This is a genomic window from Rahnella bruchi (assembly GCF_003614975.1).
Taxonomy (GTDB): domain Bacteria; phylum Pseudomonadota; class Gammaproteobacteria; order Enterobacterales; family Enterobacteriaceae; genus Rahnella; species Rahnella bruchi.
Window position 1 is genome coordinate 43,781 of sequence record NZ_QZWI01000013.1, and the last position, 19,476, is coordinate 63,256.

At 48.2% G+C, this 19,476-nt stretch carries 20 protein-coding genes; 5 read left to right on the forward strand and 15 right to left on the reverse strand.

What is annotated here, in order from left to right:
* Nucleotides 1–102: 102 nt before the first annotated feature.
* From D5398_RS19065 to fliF, 15 genes are all read right to left on the reverse strand, one after another.
* Nucleotides 103–1,245, reverse strand: coding sequence for a DegT/DnrJ/EryC1/StrS family aminotransferase (locus D5398_RS19065; protein WP_120509027.1), 1,143 nt, complete (start codon nt 1,243–1,245; stop codon nt 103–105).
* 63 nt (nt 1,246–1,308) lie between these two features.
* Nucleotides 1,309–4,674 (reverse strand): bifunctional class I SAM-dependent methyltransferase/glycosyltransferase, encoded by a 3,366-nt coding sequence (locus D5398_RS19070; protein ID WP_162940791.1) that lies wholly within the window; start codon nt 4,672–4,674, stop codon nt 1,309–1,311.
* Between the two features lie 164 nt (nt 4,675–4,838).
* Entirely contained in the window at nt 4,839–5,618 is a 780-nt protein-coding gene (gene fliR, locus D5398_RS19075; RefSeq protein ID WP_120509029.1) for a flagellar biosynthetic protein FliR, read from the reverse strand.
* Nucleotides 5,619–5,620: 2 nt separating this feature from the next.
* Nucleotides 5,621–5,890: a flagellar biosynthesis protein FliQ gene (gene fliQ / locus D5398_RS19080; protein WP_120509030.1), complete on the reverse strand. Its 270-nt coding sequence runs from the start codon at nt 5,888–5,890 to the stop codon at nt 5,621–5,623.
* 10 nt (nt 5,891–5,900) lie between these two features.
* Nucleotides 5,901–6,560 (reverse strand): flagellar type III secretion system pore protein FliP, encoded by a 660-nt coding sequence (gene fliP / locus D5398_RS19085; RefSeq protein ID WP_371414313.1) that lies wholly within the window; start codon nt 6,558–6,560, stop codon nt 5,901–5,903.
* A gap of 110 nt (nt 6,561–6,670) precedes the next feature.
* Nucleotides 6,671–7,072, reverse strand: a complete 402-nt coding sequence (gene fliO, locus D5398_RS19090; RefSeq protein ID WP_162940792.1) for a flagellar biosynthetic protein FliO — start codon at nt 7,070–7,072, stop codon at nt 6,671–6,673.
* The gene (gene fliN, locus D5398_RS19095) at nt 7,072–7,461 is read right to left on the reverse strand and encodes a flagellar motor switch protein FliN (RefSeq protein WP_120509032.1); all 390 of its coding nucleotides are present in this window, start codon (nt 7,459–7,461) and stop codon (nt 7,072–7,074) included. Before fliN ends, fliO begins: the two co-directional genes overlap by 1 nt.
* A 7-nt stretch (nt 7,462–7,468) precedes the next feature.
* Nucleotides 7,469–8,467, reverse strand: coding sequence for a flagellar motor switch protein FliM (gene fliM, locus D5398_RS19100; RefSeq protein WP_120509033.1), 999 nt, complete (start codon nt 8,465–8,467; stop codon nt 7,469–7,471).
* Nucleotides 8,468–8,472: 5 nt separating this feature from the next.
* Nucleotides 8,473–8,973 (reverse strand): flagellar basal body-associated protein FliL, encoded by a 501-nt coding sequence (gene fliL / locus D5398_RS19105; RefSeq protein WP_120509034.1) that lies wholly within the window; start codon nt 8,971–8,973, stop codon nt 8,473–8,475.
* Nucleotides 8,974–9,121: 148 nt separating this feature from the next.
* Nucleotides 9,122–10,327, reverse strand: coding sequence for a flagellar hook-length control protein FliK (locus D5398_RS19110; RefSeq protein ID WP_120509035.1), 1,206 nt, complete (start codon nt 10,325–10,327; stop codon nt 9,122–9,124).
* On the reverse strand, nt 10,324–10,773 hold the full coding sequence (fliJ, locus tag D5398_RS19115) for a flagellar export protein FliJ (RefSeq protein ID WP_120509036.1): 450 nt from the start codon (nt 10,771–10,773) through the stop codon (nt 10,324–10,326). Before fliJ ends, D5398_RS19110 begins: the two co-directional genes overlap by 4 nt.
* Before the next feature lie 27 nt (nt 10,774–10,800).
* The gene (gene fliI / locus D5398_RS19120; RefSeq protein WP_120509037.1) at nt 10,801–12,159 is read right to left on the reverse strand and encodes a flagellar protein export ATPase FliI; all 1,359 of its coding nucleotides are present in this window, start codon (nt 12,157–12,159) and stop codon (nt 10,801–10,803) included.
* Complete coding sequence (locus tag D5398_RS19125) at nt 12,156–12,869, reverse strand: flagellar assembly protein FliH (RefSeq protein WP_120509038.1); 714 nt, start codon at nt 12,867–12,869, stop codon at nt 12,156–12,158. The genes fliI and D5398_RS19125 overlap by 4 nt, the downstream gene beginning before the upstream one ends.
* Entirely contained in the window at nt 12,856–13,842 is a 987-nt protein-coding gene (gene fliG, locus D5398_RS19130; protein ID WP_120509039.1) for a flagellar motor switch protein FliG, read from the reverse strand. The genes D5398_RS19125 and fliG overlap by 14 nt, the downstream gene beginning before the upstream one ends.
* Nucleotides 13,842–15,566, reverse strand: a complete 1,725-nt coding sequence (gene fliF / locus D5398_RS19135; protein ID WP_120509040.1) for a flagellar basal-body MS-ring/collar protein FliF — start codon at nt 15,564–15,566, stop codon at nt 13,842–13,844. Before fliF ends, fliG begins: the two co-directional genes overlap by 1 nt.
* Nucleotides 15,567–15,843: 277 nt before the next feature.
* Here fliF and fliE point away from each other — a divergent pair, with 277 nt between their 5' ends.
* From fliE to cheZ, 5 genes are all read left to right on the forward strand, one after another.
* Nucleotides 15,844–16,179: a flagellar hook-basal body complex protein FliE gene (gene fliE, locus D5398_RS19140; protein WP_120509041.1), complete on the forward strand. Its 336-nt coding sequence runs from the start codon at nt 15,844–15,846 to the stop codon at nt 16,177–16,179.
* Between the two features lie 262 nt (nt 16,180–16,441).
* A complete protein-coding gene (locus D5398_RS19145) occupies nt 16,442–17,257 on the forward strand; it encodes a CheR family methyltransferase (RefSeq protein ID WP_120509042.1) in 816 nt (271 codons plus the stop codon).
* A complete protein-coding gene (locus tag D5398_RS19150; protein WP_120509043.1) occupies nt 17,257–18,303 on the forward strand; it encodes a protein-glutamate methylesterase/protein-glutamine glutaminase in 1,047 nt (348 codons plus the stop codon). Before D5398_RS19145 ends, D5398_RS19150 begins: the two co-directional genes overlap by 1 nt.
* A gap of 87 nt (nt 18,304–18,390) precedes the next feature.
* Nucleotides 18,391–18,780 carry a chemotaxis response regulator CheY gene (cheY, locus tag D5398_RS19155; protein ID WP_120509044.1) on the forward strand — a complete coding sequence of 130 codons (390 nt, stop codon included), beginning with the start codon at nt 18,391–18,393 and terminating at the stop codon, nt 18,778–18,780.
* A gap of 3 nt (nt 18,781–18,783) precedes the next feature.
* Nucleotides 18,784–19,425, forward strand: a complete 642-nt coding sequence (gene cheZ, locus D5398_RS19160; RefSeq protein WP_120509045.1) for a protein phosphatase CheZ — start codon at nt 18,784–18,786, stop codon at nt 19,423–19,425.
* Nucleotides 19,426–19,476 lie beyond the last annotated feature (51 nt).

Consider the following 19,476-nt stretch of genomic DNA (forward strand, 5'->3'; position numbering starts at 1 on the left):
CGGATATCCGTAACCATGCAATAAAAGAGGTGCCGACATGGTAGAGCATTATCAGAGCCGAAAAAACTGAAAATCGCCGTCTTTACAACGAGGCGACATGGGTTACAACGAGGCAACGACAGGAAAAGGCGGGTAAACGCTGGCCAGCTGAATCAGCCCGGCTATTCTATGCTGCACGTCCTCTTCAAGTCCTGGATATAACGGCAAGCAAATCACCTTGTCAGCCAACTGGTGCGCAACGGGCAGATTTTCTTTCTTCGCGCTTTCAGCAAATTTATACATAAAGAAGCTGCTGATTAATGGATAAAAATAGCGCCGCGCCATAATGTGATTTTCTTTAAGTAATTCATAAAGCTCATCACGGGTGAGAGCAAAATCCTCATTAACCATGATCGGGTAATACGCATAATTCCAGGTCACATCATCCGGAACCGAAATCAACGAAATCCCCGGAATATCCGCGAGCAGCGTATTGTAATGGCGATATAATCTGCCACGGTCGTCGAGCGCCTTGTTAATATGTTGCAACTGAAGAAGCCCGTAGGCGGCTTGTAATTCATTCATCTTGCCATTAATACCCGCCGCGACCACGGTGGTTTCATTGACGAAACCAAAATTTTTCAGATAGTCGATGCGTTGTTTCATTTTGACGTCGTGACAGATAATGGCACCTCCCTCAATCGTATTGAACACTTTGGTGGCGTGGAAACTCAAAATAGAAAGGTCGCCCTGACGCAGGACGCTGACGCCATTTTGTTTAACACCAAAAGCGTGGGCGGCATCGTAGATAACCTTAAGCCCGTAAGCATCCGCCAGTTCTTCGATTTTGCGGGTGTTACAGGGGATGCCATAACAATGGACGGGGAGAATGGCTGTTGTCGCCGGTGTGATCGCCTGCTCAAGCTTATCCGCATCAAGATTAAACGTATTGGGATCCGTATCGACAAATACGGGCGTAAGGCCATTCCAGAGTAATGAATGTGCCGTAGCGACAAAAGAATATGGCGTAGTGATCACTTCACCGGTAACACCCAGCACCTGAAAAGCGGTCAGCAAAGCAAGCGTGCCATTGGAAAACAAACACAGATGTTCCACACCCAGATAGTCTGCCAGTTCTTTTTCAAGCTGCTGGTGATACGGGCCCCCGTTAGTCAAATGCTGACTTTCCCAGATATTTTCCAGATAAGGAATAAATTCCTCGAGCGGAGGTAATAAAGGACGAGTGACAAATATGTTTTTTTCCATGACAACAATTACCTGATAATTGACTAATAACCAAATTATCGCCGCAAAAAAACGGCATATAAATTATAATTCCGACAAAATAATAGATTCCGGCGGCAGTCCTTTCTCATACTGTTTCCATGCTTTTTCGAGCATTTTCTCGAAATACCATGAAGGTCTTTCGACACGCTGCTCTATTTCTTTCAGACGGTCAGGCATTGTTAACCGTACTGTATTGAGGTATTCGTATTGCTTATCGAAAGCGATGGCTTTTTCAATATATTCGTCTTCGCTAGTAGCGATGAAATCATTGAGCCCCAGATGTCCCATTAATGCGGCAGACTGACGAGCGACAATAGTCTCACCAGCACAGGCAAGTGTTGGCACTCCCATACCATAAGCATGACAAACCGTTGTTCCTCCAGAATACGGGAAGGTATCCAGAAGAACATCGACTTCATTATGCATCATTAAATATTCTACAAAACCGACTTTAAGACGTGTAATAATTTGGTTTCTTTGAACACCTCGCTTCTCTAATTCCCCGCTGAAATGAGTCATCATTTCCTGATCACTCATCGAGGCAAGCAGCAATTTTGCCTTTGGTAAATGTATTAGAATTTTCGCCCAGCAATCTAATACAGCCCCCGTTAACTTCTGCGGCCGGTTAAAACTGCCAAACGTAATATATCCATTGTCGAGAGCGGGAAGCGGGCTGATTGCTCCCATCAAATCAGAAGGTTCAAATTTTTTAGCCACAGGCAAATAGGCTAATTTTTCAGTAAACTGACTATCCAGAACACCCGGCGGTGCAAAATTGGCGTCAATAACATAATAATCCATTTCTTTTATCCCGGTAGTGCCGGGATAACCTACCCATGACATCTGAACCGGTGCAGGTTTCAGCCCAAAGGCGGGTAACCGGTTATAAGCCGTATGCCCCGACAAATCGATAAGAATATCAATTTCATCTTCAACGATAAGGGTGGCCAGTTCAATATGGCTAAGCGACTGAATCTCATGCCAGCGGGTAGCTAATGCTTCATACAATCGGGTGTGATTATCATTATTGGGTGAAGCGTTATAACCAATAATATCAAATCGGGATTTATCAATTGAACCCAAAATTGGATAAATAAAGTTACTGACCGGATGATTTCTGAAATCACCAGAAACAAAACCAACACGCAAACGCGTACGGCCCTTCACTGCAGCACCAGGGGATTTTTTAAGTGTTATATTGTTAGCCCATTGCGTCAGTTTCAGACCATACATTTCATGTTCAGAAAATATTTCTTCCTGTGAGAAAAGATGATCATGCAGAAATACAAACAGCATATTACTGTAGCCAGGAAAATAACTGTTCGTTGATTCCGAGAGTTGCACACCTTTTTTAAGAAACTCACGGGCTTCACGCATTTTGTTTCTTTCACTCAGTACATTACCAAGTTTTATCAGATATACGGCATTGTTTGTATCTAACTCTACCGCTTTGCGCGCGCAGATTTCGTATCTAAGGCTATTACGAACATCATTATAAATAATGCCCAACACATCCCATGCTTCAGCTTTTGCCGGATACTTTCGCACAAGATCTTGCGCCACTCTTTTGGGATAAAACAGATCACTTTTCTTTGAAAGACACTGTGCCAGTCCGCTGTAAAAATTAAAATCAGTTGAGTCGCGGGCAAGCCCGAGGGTATGGCATTTCAATGCGTCATCAAAATGACTCATCTGCTGATATATTGAGGCGGCATCGCGAAGCAGAGTGATGCTGTCAGGGTATTTTTCAATTAACTCCTCTAACAGGGCGTGCGACTCTTTCACATTTCCGTACACAAAGAGAGATTTCATTTTCCCCAAGGCTCTCAGATCAAGAACATCGGATTTCTTCTGAAGATGCTTTTTATCGCTGACGTGATCTTTTTTGAATCCTCCATTCCGGATACTGTTTGAAAACAACATCAGACTTGAGATCCGGCGTCGTGCAATATCAATGTCCTGTAATGCCATTGATTGCTGATAGAGTCGTATCCAGGCAATATCTGATCCCGTTAATAACCCCTTACTTACCAATTCAAGCGCGAGCAGATACTCATACTCATCAGTAATTTTCAAACCAGATGAAATGTATCTGAATTCATCATACGTGAGTAATGCAGATTCTCCCCACCCGTTCAGTAATTCAATATCATTATCACCGGTCCAGCGCGATTCGGTCACCTTCTCGATTAACTTGAGATTCCCTGACGTAGCATGGTTATAAGGTGATTGATTCAAACTGATATAAAGTCCGGGGACATTTTTCAAAAATAAAGCTTTCAGCGTTGCGACGACCTGCTGAGCATGTACTTCCTGTCCTTCAACTTCTTCAGGCTGGTAAGTATTTTGGATAATCTGTGCCGTACTGACGCTCAGTGGCCAGCAGTCGCCGATGACATCCAGAATGCGGCATAACAAATCGTTATCCGAAGACAAAGACTCACCCTGACGATTATAGAAAATATTCGCTTCAATACGACGCTGGTAATTTCCAGCCCAGTGAAGCTTATCGATATTATCGATCAACGGAGCCTGGCGAATTTGATCAGCGTGATTTTTTGAAATCAGCAAGCTAAAACGAATCTGCCGGTTGACGGCAAAATCAAGGTATTGCTGTGAGGCAATTTTATGGAAAACACCGGTGGCGGCTTTATGTACCAGCTCTACATCTTTACCGTAATGGGCAGCCATTTCGGATTGCGCAGAAATGTCCCCTACATAGCATAAGTGGGATTGTTCAACACGCTGGTTAAACTCAGAAAAATAACAGGCATCATTTTTATTATAAATATAACGTACTGCCAGTTCAGCATCAGAGAGGGTCAGCGCCTGTGTAATATGTCTTTTGAGGTCACCGTCGGTATGTGCCATATCCATATAAGCCAGCATCGCTTTAGCTGCGGAAATTCTCTCTTCTTCGTTCTGTGCAGCATGGCCATGCAGGGCAATCGCTTCACGTAATGTATCCGTAACCTGCGCACCAGGTAAGGTATTCCACTTTACTGCGACGATCCCACAGGGCGTTAAATGCTGCTCACAATAGCTCAGCAGAGACTCACGGGTACTCTCATCGAGTAAGCTGAATATTTCATGGATAATGATGTAGTCAAATTTCCCCGGATCGATAGAAAGTAAATCCGCTAATCCCAGCGAATAAAGGAATACATTATCAATTGCACATTCAGAAATACGCTGCTTTCCCTGTTCAATATTATCAGGATCGAGATCGATACCCACAAAAGTACTCTGAGGGTACATGGCAGCCTGGCGGATAAGGTGAATTCCTTTTCCACATCCTAACTCCAGCACTTGTGCGCGCCCCGGATGAGCACCATGAATACCGTAAAACACGGCAGTGGTATTAATGCCCGCCGGAGAAGTCTGGAAAGATGAATAAAAGGATTTCACAATATAGGCCTTGTTATCTATAAAATGTCTAGCGCACGCTCCGTGCAGACATGGCTTGTTGATATACAATAATGGTACGAAAATATTTTAACATTTATCCGCCGTCATCTATTGCGTGAAAAGATGACAAAATCGAAATTAAATTAATTCATGAAGGTGATAAATCAGGCAAACATAATGATGATATTTTCCAGCTGGTCGAAAATATCAGCCATCATATTCTCAAAAAATGGTGCCAGCGTGTACATAATTAATGACATTGCGATCATGCCAATACTCAGCGTTAACGGGAATCCCACGACAAAAATGGAGAGCTGTGGTGTCAGCCGGTTGAGTAATCCGAGTGTCAGATTTAATATCAGCAACAGGGTAATAATGGGTAAACCCAGCATAAGTCCAGATTTAAAAATCAGCCCGGCAGCATGCGTGATAGCCAAAAAACCGTCGGCATTTAGCGGGTTAGTACTTACAGGCAATAATATAAAACTGTCGGCCAGTATATGCAGCATCCATAAGTGACCATTGAAGGTCAGAAATAATAATGTGACCAATAAGTTTAATATCCTGGCGATCACCGGCATATTCCCGCCAGCCGCCGGATCAAAGAATGTCGCAAATGACAGTCCCATTTGCAGACCAATGATCTCACCCGCATTGCGCACAGCGACAAATATCAATTGTACAGTGAGCCCCATCGCTGCCCCAATAATAAATTGCTGAGCGCCTACCCAAAGAGCCGCTATGGAAAATATTTTAACATTACTTTCAGGAAGATTTTGACCGATCAGCATGGCAATAATCACCGCCATTCCGATCTTCGCTTTTTTACCAATGCTTTTTTCATTAAAAATTGGTGCGGTGGAGAATAAAGCCAGTACCCTCAAAGCAGGCCAGAAGAACTGATTAATTATTTCATAGAGACTGGAAATTGACAGATTCAGCATGTCTATCCAATGACGTAGGGAATATTGGTAAAGAGTGTCCGTGTATAATCCAGAAAGAGATTCATCATCCAGGGACCGAGAAGAATACCCACGCCAACAATAGTCAGAATTTTTGGAATGAACGATAACGTCATTTCATTTATTTGAGTGGATGCTTGCAAAATACTGACGATGAGACCGGTAAACAAAGCAGCAAACAACAAAGGTGCGGCTATCATCAATCCGACTTTAATCGCCTGAAATCCCAGGGCCATTACACTTTCCGGTGTCATATTCAGTCCTTTAACTAAAGAAACTCTGTGCCAGTGAACCCATCAGCAGCTGCCAGCCATCAACCAGAACAAATAACATGAGCTTGAAAGGCAGCGAAATCGTGGCAGGCGGTACCATCATCATACCGAGCGCCATCAAAACGCTCGCCACAACCAGGTCAATAATCAAAAATGGAATAAAGACCGTAAAGCCTATCTGGAAGCCGGTTTTCAACTCGCTGGTCACGAAGGCGGGCAACAGGATACGCATTGGGACATCTGCCGGCGTTTGAAAATTATCTTCCTTCGCCATTCTCGTATACAAAGCAAGATCACTTTCGCGTGTCTGTTCCAGCATAAATGTGCGCAGCGGTTGCACTCCCCTTTCCAGTGCTGTTTCCATGCTGATTTTGTCTTCTGACAAAGGTTGCCATGCGTCCTGATAGATCTGATTAAAAACCGGAGACATTACGTAGAACGTCAGAAATAACGCCAGACCGAGTAAAACCTGATTCGGGGGTGTGGAAGGTGTACCCAGCGCATTTCGCAACAGCCCCAATACGATGATGATCCGCGTAAAACCGGTCATCATCAGAAGCACGGCAGGCAAAAACGTCAGTGACGTCAACAGCACCAGCGTTTGCACCGGCAATGACCAGTTCTCGCCATCCGTGGAACGGGTGATCATCATGTCGCTGTTCGCCGCAAAGGCGATCTGCGTTGGCAGCATCAGGCAGATAAACAACAAAATGAAACCACCTGAGTACATCCAGACAGAAGCGCGTTGTCGTGGACAGGGATTCATTTTGGGAACTCCACGGTACGTTTTTTCAACAAATTCATCAGGGTAGATTGGAAAGAGGCCGGCGTACCTGCCGCGGGAGTATTCCCGTTAATCTCAGGTGCATCAAACGTCGCCAGACAGTTGATCTGGGTGGACGTTACACCGAGCAGTAATCTTTTGCCGTTCATATCAACCACGATCACTCTCTCACGCTGGCCGAGTGAATGGCTCGCCACGACAGACATCATCTGATTACCTGCCGGTAAACGCCGGGCGAAACCGGCACGGCGAGCAACCCAGGCACAGGCCGCGATAATCAGTAAAATCAGCGCCAGCGCGCCGCCGACATTCATCAACACTGAGCCCGGCATTGCAGATTGTGCGTTAACCGGGATGTGAGTCTGGGTCTGGTTATTCATCATCGACTCAGGCGATACATCCGCTCGGAAGGTGTAATAATATCGGTGATACGGACACCAAATTTATCGGATACCACCACCACTTCTCCCTGGGCAATCAGGTAGCCATTAATCAAAATATCCAGCGGTTCGCCTGCCAGGCCTTCCAGTGAAACTACGGATCCCTGACTCAGACGCAATAATTCTTTAATCGTCATTTTGGTGCGACCTAATTCCACCGTCATCTTGACCGGTATATCGAGGATTAGATTCAAATCCTCGGAAAAATTCGTCACCAGATTTTCTTTACCGAAGGTATTATCCGCGGCTTGTTGTTCACTCATCGCTTCACCCCAAAGATTATCGATGGATTGCTTATCAGCACCAGACGAAGGTGTGGTGTCACTCATTGGGGAATTACTCCTTTTTTAAAGATAAGAGAGCAGGATTCATCATCTGCTCGACTTTCAAAGCATACTGGTTATTGACACAACCATATTTACCCGAAAATACCGGAACACCATCGACACGAGCTTCAATACTCTCTTTCTTATCAATGGGAATAATATCCCCTTTCTGCATTTTCATAACCTGAGAAAGGCGGGTTGAGATATCAGAGAAATTCGCTACCAGCTCAAGTTCAGTATCCCTCACCTGAGAAGCCAGCGTATTACGCCATTGCTGATCTTCCTGCTTGGAGTTCTCCATCGGCGGGTTCGTCAGTAATTCGCGTAAAGGTTCGATAATGCTAAACGGAATGCAAATATCGAATTCACCGCGGTGCGGGCCAATTTCGACATAAAAAGGCGTGGTCACTACGATATCATTAGGTGAAGAAGTAATATTAGTGAACTTAACCTGTATTTCAGCACGAACATATTCCGTATGCAGTTTGAAAATAGAACTCCAGGCAAAATCATAAGCCTCAAGTGCCATCGTCAGCATGCGGTTAATGACCCGTTGTTCTGTTGGTGTGAATTCGCGCCCGTCGGCTTTGGTCGGAAAACGCCCGTCACCGCCAAACAAATTATCCACGGCCATAAAGACCAGATTAGGTGAGAAAACAAACAATGCCGTGCCGCGAAGCGGATTCATGTGAACCAGATTCAGGTTAGTCGGCACCGGGAGATTTCTGGCAAACTCATGATAAGGTTGTATTTTAATATTTCCGGCAGTGATATCCGGGCTGCGGCGAAGAAGATTAAACAACCCCATGCGGAATTGGCGCGCAAAACGTTCATTGATAATTTCCAACGAATGTAAGCGCTCACGAACCACACGACGCTGAGTATTAGGATCGTAAGGTTTCACGCCCCCATCTTGTACCGTATTGCTGGCAACACTTTCATTTTCCATGTTGCTGCCGCCGTTTAACAGGCGGTCAATTTCAGCCTGCGATAATATACTGTCAGACATAGAAATTACCGTATGATAAATGCGTTGAATAATACATCAGTCACTACCGCACTGTGGTCAGGCGCGAGTGGTTTGCTGACAGTACTTTTAATTTTTTCAATTAACTGATGCTTACCTTCATCGGTCGATAAGTTTTCAGCCGTCTGATGTGCTAATAAAATAAATAAACGACTTCTGACTTCAGGTAAAAACTGCTCAACGATTTTCTTAGAATTATCATCCCGGACACGTAATGTTAATCCGACATATAAAACACGGTCTGCGCTTGATGGTGTAGGTTGCATACTGACGGTAAAAGTGTCCATCGGAACATAGACCGGCACCGCGGGTTCTGATTTTACTAACAAGGAAGTATTCTCAGCCGCAACGCCCGCCTTAAGATTCTTCATTTCATAAAAAGTATAACCCGCTAAAGCACAGGCTCCGGCGGCAATTAACATCATACATAAAATAGCCAGTGAGATTTTTTTCCCGCCCCCGCTGTTTTTTTGATTTTTCTTGGTCATTACCTGCTAAACCCTGTTATAAAACTATCCGCTGACCGGACAATTAAAGACGCTCCAATTAGTAGAGCATTCTATTACAGTCGGACGCCATCACAATTCATGAAAGAAATGAAATTACTGTTGGTAATTCGTTCGATGATAAATATTGTCAGGCAAATGTATTTATACCGTTAGAATAATGAAGCGTATTGGTTCTGACGGGTGCCTGCTCTTCAGAGGCAGAGCTATGCTCGCCGGGGTCTTCTCCGCCAGAGGAGTGACTGGAGGGCCTGTCCGATTGAGAAGAACCAGCCCAGGATGATGACGTATCGGCCCCCACGCTGCTTTCACCGAGATTAACGCCTGATTCTGCCAGCGAGGTGCGTAACTGAGGCATTGCGGCCTCAAGCGCTGCACGTACCTGGTGGTTTTCCGCCACAAAGTGCAGCTGAGCCTGATTGTTGTTCAGCCGCAAATTAATTTGCAGCGAGCCCAGTTCTTCAGGATGTAAACGCAGTTCAGCATTGTGAATACCGTTGCGGGAGAAATAGGAAAGCTGCTGACTCAATGCCTGCTGCCAGGCCGGTGTTCCCAATGCCTGATTAAGTGCCGGCTGTGAGGTCGAGTTCACCGGTGTCTGAGAAACCACCTGCTCGATGGCCGCCGCAATGTGCGGACGAATTCCCACATCAGCCACTGGTGTAACTCGTTGTTCAGCGATCAATGGATGAGCCGTGGTCGCATCCGGTTTTACTGCCCCGGCCTCTTCAGGCATCCTCTCACCCGGCTTCAACTGTGATAAAAAAGCCGTGTGCTGTTCTGTTGCCACTTTATCAGTCCCGGGTTTACCTTCTCCCGTCGCAGTAAGGGCCTGTGCCGCGGCTTTCGGTTTCATCGATTCAGGCAGCATGAAACTGCTGCGCTGACCTTCGGCATCCTGTGGCACGATGGCTTCCGTTAGCGGTCTGGCACTCAGTTCAGCTCCATTTCCGGTGGCAGCTTCTACGGTTTGGGGGGTGGCAGATAACGCAGGTGTAGGTGGAGTCTGCGAATTTTGCGTGACCAGTTGCTGTAGGGTCTGCTGTTTTGGATCAACAAATGAAGGCACTTCGGCAGATATCTGCACATCCGGCATTTCCACAAAGCTCTCCACAGGAGGAGCCTCAGCCAGCCCCTCCTGCGGATCTCTTTCGGTGGTTTCTTCCTCCGGTTTAGCGGGTATTGGGCGAGTGCCTTTTCCTCCCTCTTCCGGGGTTTTAGGCACGGAGGGGAATGCATTCTCAAGCGATGTGGCGAAATCTGCGCTTCCCTGAACCGGCGCAGGGGTTTTATTTGCCGTCAACCCACTGACGACCGGGTTTATTTTGACGATCATAAGATTTGTTTTCCCGTACACGCGCGCTGCGCAAATTCGTCCATTAATTTTTGTTCCCGACGATTCTCTTTAAGCGTCCTGACATCGTCGGCGCGGGTTTTTAACGTTTCAAAGGCGTTCAGCCGTTGTTTGTCGCGACGCCACGCCTGCAGAGTCTGTTCAACGGAGTTCTGACATTTCGCCACATGACCTGCATGCTGTTTAACCACATTTCCCAGTGAATCAATGAACGACTGGCGGTTAAGCAAGTCAGCTACCGGGATCCCTTTCCCCGATACCGTTGCGCGCAGCTGTTGCTGGTATTCCAGTTCAAAATTTTCAAGCTGATCCAGCTGCGTTGCGGCTTGCGTATACGCCTGCTGCACTTTCCCTAATTCAGCGGTGGTATCCGTCAGCGTCTGCTCAGCAAGATCGCGAAGAAAATCCATCGGGCTGGTGATCGCCATGATTAATTACTCATCTCAGGTTTTGGGTTAGTCAGAAAAAATCTTATCCAGGTTATTACCGGCCTCTTCGTAACCGCTGCTTTCATAGATGGCCTGCTGTAAGTAGGCTTCCATTTGCGGATACAGACGGATCGCTTTATCCAGCAACGGATCCGAGCCTGCGGCATAAGCGCCCACGCTGATGAGGTCACGATTACGTTGATAAGAAGAAAGTAACTGTTTGAAGTTTTGTACTTTTTTATAGTGAACCGGCTCAATGAGTTCGGTCATTGCACGGCTGATGGAGGCTTCAATATCAATGGCCGGATAGTGTCCGGACTCCGCCAGGCGGCGTGAGAGAACAATATGGCCGTCGAGGATCGCACGGGCAGAGTCTGCGATCGGATCTTGCTGATCATCACCTTCCGTCAGCACGGTATAAAACGCGGTGATCGACCCTCCTTCTTTCACACCGTTACCCGCCCGCTCAACCAGCGCAGGCAGTTTGGCAAATACGGAAGGCGGATAACCCTTGGTTGCCGGAGGTTCTCCGATGGCCAGAGCAATTTCACGCTGCGCCATCGCATAACGGGTGAGGGAATCCATGATCAGCAAAACATCCAGCCCGCGATCACGGAAATCCTCAGCGATGCGGGTGGCATAAACCGCCCCCTGCATACGCAGGATCGGTGAAACATCTGCCGGTGCCGCGATGACAACCGAACGTTTACGTCCGTCTTCACCAAGAATGTTCTCGATAAAGTCCTTCACTTCGCGGCCACGCTCACCAATCAGCCCGACCACAATGACATCCGCTTTGGTGTAACGAGCCATCATTCCAAGCAGCACACTTTTCCCCACGCCGGAACCGGCAAATAGCCCCATACGCTGACCTCGTCCCACTGTCAGTAAGCCGTTGATCGCTCTCACACCCACATCGAGAACATGTTTGATAGGATCACGCTGCAACGGATTTACCGGTTGGGTAAACAAAGAACCGTGCTGCAAGGTCACGGGCGCAGGCAATCCGTCGAGAGGACGGGCACTGGCATCCAGAACGCGCCCCAGCAGTTCAGGGCCTAATGGCAATTGCTTGCCTTTACTGGCACCTGTTTCCAGTGAATAAACACGGGCGCCAGGCAGGATCCCGTCAACATTTTCCAGTGGCATCAGATACAGGATCTGACCGTTAAAGCCCACGACTTCACTTTCGACTTTATCGATCCCGTCGCGGGAATGACGCTCAACGATACACAGTGTGCCAATGGGCAACTTTAATCCCACCGCTTCCATTACCAGCCCTGTCGCGCGGGTTAACTTACCGTATTGCCGGAAAGGCGGCAGTGAAGTGATCAGCTTCTCTTTTCGGTCGATAGCTTCCAGCCAGTTCTTCAGACGCAGGGTCATGCCGGGTAATCCTCCCGACTCAGCTCGCACAATTCCTGCCAGCGGGTGCTCATCGTGGCATCGAATTCGCCCTCTTCCGACGTGATGCGGCAGCCACCTGGCAGGATTTGAACATCCGCACGCAGCTCCCAGCCCATGGCTTCCAGCGATTTGCCCACATTCTCCTGCACCAGCGTCATGTCGTCAGGATTGACCCACAGCTGAGCTTTACCCTTAAACAGCGTTTCCTGCTGCAACAGCTGCTGGATTTTCTCCAGCAACACGTCGTTATCACAGACAATATTTTTGCCCAGAATTGAACGGGCAGCCGTCAGGGATAGCTGAACCAGACGGGAGGGGATCACACTGTCGAGATTATCGAGGGCAATTTTAAACTCGCCCAGCAGACGTGCAAAACGCTCACCGGTTTCGCGCTGTTCAGCTCCGGCTTCAGCCAGCCCCTGCGCGAAACCTTCCTGTTGACCCTGCGTAAATCCGGCCTCAAAACCCTGCTTTTTACCCTCCTCAACGCCACGCGCCTGACCCTGAGCGAACCCTTTTTGCTCCGCCTGCTGACGGATGCGGGAAAGCTCAGCCTGTAGCAGTTCGTCGGACTGATAAGCGCCCGGGGTGTCAATAATGTCCTGTTCAGGCTGGCTGAAATCATCCAGTAAGTTCTGCGGTTGCCACGCCTGCCAGTTAAGCGGTTGATCGCGATCAGACGTAGGCATCGTCAGTCCCTCCAATCACAACTTCACCGGTTTCTGCCAGACGACGGACGATCAACAGAATATTTTTCTGCTCCGCTTCCACCTGCGACATACGGATCGGCCCGCGGGAACCGAGATCTTCCATCATGATATCGGCCTGACGACGCGACATATTGCGGAAGAACTTGTCGCGCAGCGCCCCGTCGGCGCCCTTGAGTGCCACAATGAGCGATTCGTTTTCGATTTCCTGAAGAATGCGCTGAATGCTGCGATCTTCGATTTCCACCAGATTCTCGAACAGGAACATTTCGTCGATGATTTTCTGCGCCAGCTCCTGGTCGAACTCGCGAACCGCTTCAATCGCTGCTTCTTCCTGCTGCGTTTTCATCAGGTTAAGAATTTCAGCCGCAGGACGAACACCGCCCATTTTGCTGCGTTTGAGGTTTTGACCGTGCAGAAGGTTATTGAGGACTTCGGTCAGTTCCTGCAATGCGGCAGGCTGAACGCCGCCGAACGTCGCAATACGCAGCATAATGTCGTTGCGCTCGCGGTCGTCGAATTTACTCAGCACGTCCGCCGCCTGGCCTCGTTTCAGGTGAACCAGAATGGTGGCAATGATTTGCGGATGCTCATCACGGATCAGATCAAAGACCGTCTGCGGCTCCATAAAGTTGAGCGTCTCAATACCATTGGATCCTTGCTGCGAATCCAGAAGATCTTCAAGCAGACTGGATGCCCGCTCTTCACCAAGCGCTTTCACCAGTACACTGCGCAGATAATCATTGGTATTAAGACTCAGCGCAGCGTACTCGCTGGAATCCGTCTGGAATTCTTTCAGCACGGCCGCCAGTTGTTCATGGGTAAATCCCCCCATATTGACCATCGCACTACTGATCATTTTGACTTCGTGAGTATTGAGGTGTTTGAACACTTCAGCCGCCAGTCCGTCACCGAGTGTCAGCATGACAATCGCACTTTTCTCGTGGGCATTCATTATGACTTCAGCTCCTTGTTCATCCACTGACGGAGCACCAGAGCAATAACTCGTGGTTCCTGCTCGGCCAGGTCCCGCAGACTCTGGGTATTAATTTCCGTTTCAACGCGCTGTTCTGCCTTAGCTCTGGCACCACTTTCAGCCCGACGGGTATTGGCATCAATTTCAGCCTGACGCGCCTGCTTCTCCAGCTCAAGACGCTGTAAAACCAGTTCCTGATTTCTCAGCCAGGCCGGCTGCACCGCTTTACGCCACAGGAACCATGCGACAAGTGCGATCAGCAGATAACGTGCGGCAGCCATCAGGAGATTGAGGAACCCGTCCTGCTTCCAGAATGGCGGAGTAACGTCTTCTTCCACGGTATTGAAAGGCGAATTGACGATGTTCAGAGTGTCACCACGCGCGGAGGAATAACCCATTGTTTCTTTCACCAAAGCATTGATTTGCTCCAGTTGCTCAGGGGTTAACGCGACCGGATCGCCCTCTTTACCCGGCAGATAATTCACCACTACCGCGACCGAAAGCCTTTCAATACGACCTGTGCTGCGCTTGATGTGCGTCAGCGTACGGTCCAGCTCATAGTTAGTGGTATTGTCCTTACGGTTATTGAAAGGCATCGGCGTCAGGACTGTCGTCGATGCACTGCCGTTTGCGGCATTGTTTGTCGTCGTGTTAGCCGCAGGGTTATTCGCAGTATTGCCATTTGCCGCTGTGTTATTAGCAGCTGCGGGCTGGGTGATTGGCGTGGTAGCCGGTGCCGGTGGCTGATTGCTCAATGCCCCTGGCACACCGCCTGTGGCGTTTTTGCTGCCCTGTTCTGCGTCACTGGTCTGACGGCTGCGAATGGCCATTTTGTCCGGCGAAGTATTGGGCTGATATTGCTCGGCAGTTTGCTCATGCTGGGTAAAATCAAGTTGTGCTGTGACCTGGGCCTTGACGTTGTTTCGCCCGACAATGGTCGCCACAATCGTCTGGATCCGCTGCTGGAAATCCGCTTCTACTTCACTGGTGTATTTAAGCTGAGTGGTCTGCATCGCCTGACCACCGCTTTGGGTCAGCAGATGCCCGCTTTGATCGACAATAGTGACGTTATCCGCATTCAGGCCGGGAACCGCGCTCGACACAAGATAAGTGATCGCACTGACCTGCCCGGAATCAAGAGAACGTCCCTGACTGAGCGTCACCGTGACCGCAGCAGAAGGTTGCTTTTGCTCGCGAACAAACATCGAAGGTTTAGGAATGGCAAGATGTACGCGCGCACCCTGCACCGATCCGAGAGTTTCAATGGTTCGTGAAAGCTCGCCTTCCAGCGCCCGCTGGAAATTGACCTGCTCGCTAAACTGGCTGATACCAAATTTTTCCTGATCGAGCAATTCAAAACCCACCGCGCCGCCTTTAGGTAATCCCATCTGTGCAAGGGTCAGACGTGCTTCATAGACCTTGTCTTCCGGGACCATAATGGCGCCGCCATGTTCCTCAAAACGGTATGGCACATTCAGCTGCGCCAGTTGGGCCACAATCGCCCCCCCATCCTGCTCGCTGATATTGCTGTACAACACCCGGTAATCCGGGGATTTTGCCCAAAAGACCAGAGCGATAATCACTGAAATGGCCGCTGAAGCACTGATAACAAGAATAATTTTAGGACTAGAGCGGAGACGTTCTAATACTGCCTTCAGATTAGCTGTATTTTTGTTTTTGATACCGTTTGTTGTGGCATTCATGCCGTAATCCTGTAAAAAAATAAATGACGCAATGCGGCGTATTATTGCGAATCAGCACTCCGGTTACGGATTAGAGAAAGCGAAGCAGTAAATACACAGACTTATTTCCAGCTGCGTATTATCTTCTAATTGCGTTTTTTTTAAGCATCAATAAGCTGAAGTTTCTGTCAGCTATTCGAATTATTTTATTTTGCTGACCTTATGTTACGCTGCAGTTATTAAATGCTAATAGAAGGAACGGCGAAGAAGTCATTACGCCGATATAAAGGAAATACTGATGTCTATTCCATCGATTAACGGCGTTCTGGAACAAATGAATTTCCAGGCACAACAGGTTTCAGCAACAAAAACCTCACCTTTTATTTCTGAAAGCCAACGTGCGGACAAGAAGTTACAGTTCTCGGATGTCTTGTTCGACAGCATTAACAGTATCAGCAGTGCCCAAAACCAGGCGAAAACGCAGGCTCAGGACTACATGACCGGCGCGACAGACATCGGACTTAACGACGTGATGGTCTCAATGCAGAAATCTTCAGTGGCATTAAATCTGGGGATTCAGGTACGTAACAAAATGGTCAGTGCCTACCAGGAAATCATGAGTATGGCAGTCTGATTATTCGTTATTTTATTACCTCACACATTGCCTGCAATTAAAAGAAGTTAAGACATTACGTAATAATATGGCCTGCTGGTCATCTTGCGTCCTCACTGAGAATATCTCTTTTTCTCAGGATTTCAGGAAATCACCAGAAAATATTTCTATCTGTGGTTTTTTCTATCAGTAACTTTGTCTATCAGTAAAAGTGCGGGCAGAAATGACCGGTATTATCCCTTTGGGAATGATGTTTTATCCGTGACAGTTGAATAATTAAAATATGCGTATTCAGGAAGACCTTTCTGATAAAGACTTACAAAAAATCAGTGAGCTGATTTATCAGCGTGCAGGGATTGTTTTAAACAGCCAAAAGCGTGACATGGTTTATAACCGGTTGTCGCGCAGATTGAGGGAACTGAAATTAACCAGTTTTACCGACTATGTAAAACGGCTGGAAGCCAACCCGCAAAGTCAGGAATGGCAGGCCTTTATCAATGCCCTGACCACCAATCTGACGTCGTTTTTTCGGGAGTCTTACCACTTTCCTATTTTGGCGGAACATGCCAGGGGTAGGCCTAATTACACCGTGTGGTGTACAGCAGCCTCAACAGGTGAGGAACCCTGCTCAATCGCCATGACCCTGGAACAAACACTGGGGCGCAGTATCACCGGTCCCCGTATCTGGGCGACGGATATTGATACGGAGGTTTTAAACAAAGCCAATACCGGCGTGTACAGACTCGCCGATATCGACAGTTTAACCGACGAACAAAAACGCCAATATTTCCTGCGCGGAACAGGTGCACAGGAGAATCTGGTGAAAGTACGGAAAGAGCTGCTGGCAGAAATCCGCTACCAGCACCTCAATTTGCTGGATTCAAAATGGGATGTCCCGGCTCCCTTTGACGCGATTTTTTGTCGAAATGTGATGATTTACTTCGACCAAAAAACTCAGGAACACCTGATGCAACGCTTTGCAACAATGCTCAAACCTGGTGGCATTTTATTCGCCGGTCATTCTGAACATTTTAGCAAGATGAACAGTCCTTTCCGTCTGCGTGGCCAGTCAGTGTATTACCTCGCCAGGGAGAAATGATGAAAAAGATAAGAGTACTTTGTGTCGATGACTCCGCACTTATTCGCAGCATTATGAGTGAAATTGTGAATCACCAGCCCGATATGGAGATGGTCGCGACAGCACCGGACCCGATCATTGCCAGAGATTTGATCAAACAATTTAACCCCGATGTTCTGACGCTGGATGTGGAAATGCCACGAATGGATGGTCTGGACTTCCTGGAGCGCCTGATGCGGCTGCGCCCGATGCCCGTCATCATGGTGTCATCGCTGACCCGTAGGGGATCGGAAATCACACTGAGTGCGCTTGAACTGGGTGCGGTGGATTTTGTCACCAAACCCGAGATGGGCCTGAAAGACGGCATGATGCACTACGCGGAAATTATCGCGGACAAAATCCGTATGGCTTCTCAAGCGCAGGTTCATCGGCGCGAAAATCCGGGTCAGGTACCTAAAATCATCTCCGGCCCGCTGGTCGGAAGTGAAAAAATTATTGCCATCGGTTCGTCAACGGGCGGAACTGAAGCTCTGCGCCGCGTACTGGTTCCCATGCCGCTCAATTGTCCGGGGATTGTAATAGCGCAACATATGCCGCCGGGATTCACCCGCTCTTTCGCTGAGCGGCTGGATAATCTTTGTCAGATCAAAGTAAAAGAAGGCGAGGATGGCGACCGGGTGCTGCCCGGCCATGCTTATATTGCCCCCGGCGATATGCATATGGAACTGATACGCAGCGGGGCTAATTACCATATAAAAATCAATCAGCTGCCTGCCGTTAATCGCCATCGTCCTTCGGTCGATGTCCTGTTTAATTCAGTAGCAAAATCCGCTGGAAGAAACGCAGTCGGGACCATTTTAACCGGCATGGGCAGCGACGGGGCTCAGGGACTGCTGGCCATGCGTTCAGCGGGGGCACATACGCTGGCACAGAGTGAAAAAACCTGCGTGGTCTTCGGCATGCCCCGCGAAGCCATAGGTCTTGAAGCGGTCTGCGAAATTGTCGATCTGGATGACATAACCCAGCGCATTCTCAACGGCGTCGTGGGTCAGGCACGCAGAATTTAATCTTATCTCCCGTCACGCTGTTTCCTCGCTGCGGTTTTCATTTAATGAATTGTATTTAAAACATTTTTTCAAAAAAAAGGACGATGTATGGCAGACAATAATTTGCGTTTTTTAGTTATCGATGATTTCGCCACCATGCGCCGCATTGTGAGAAACCTGTTGCAGGATCTGGGCTTTAAAAATGTTGAAGAGGCTGAAGACGGTCACGATGCATTAACCAAACTGCGAGCCTCAAAATTCGATTTCGTCATCAGTGACTGGAATATGCCCAATATCGACGGGCTTCAGCTGCTGTCTGAAATACGTAAAGACGACACCCTGAAAACCATTCCGGTGCTGATGGTGACGGCTGAAGCGAAAAAAGAAAACATCATCGCTGCCGCTCAGGCGGGTGCAAATGGCTATGTGGTGAAGCCTTTCACGGCTGCCATTCTGGAAGAGAAACTCAATAAAATCTTCGAAAAGCTCGGGTGGTAAAGGATGAATACAACACAGAACCAGCAGTCAGCAGATAACTTCAGAGAAATTTTCTCACGGATAGGTCAGCTCACCCGCCTCTTACGTGACAGCGTGGCAAATCTGGGTCTGGATCGCGCCATCATGGATGTTGCTGAGGCGATTCCGGACACCCGCGATCGCCTCAATTATGTAGTGGGCAAAACCTCTCAGGCCGCAGATCGCGCCCTGACATGTGTCGAAATTGCGCGCCCGTTACAGGATGGTCTGAGTGAGCAATCCACCGAACTGAAAACGCGCTGGGATGCCTGGTTTGCAGAGCCGGTAGAATTATCCCAGGCCCGCGAACTGGTTGCTGATACCCGTGAGTTTCTGGATACCGCGCCCAAAATTGCCAGCCAGACCAATCAGCAACTGATGGAAATCATGATGGCGCAGGATTTTCAGGATCTGACCGGTCAGGTGATTCAGAACATGATGAAACTGATTGAAAACGTCGAGCATGAGCTGATTCAGGTACTGGTGGAAAACATGCCGGGGGCGCAATCACTGGTCGCCGCACCTTCTGAAAGCCTGAAAAATGGGCCACAAATCAATCAGTCCGTTGCAGGTGTCGTCGCTTCACAAGATCAGGTTGATGACCTGCTGGAAACGTTGGGTTTCTGAGGCAACTGCGCAGTGACTTTCTCCCTTTTATTTATACCAGCCAGAACTTAC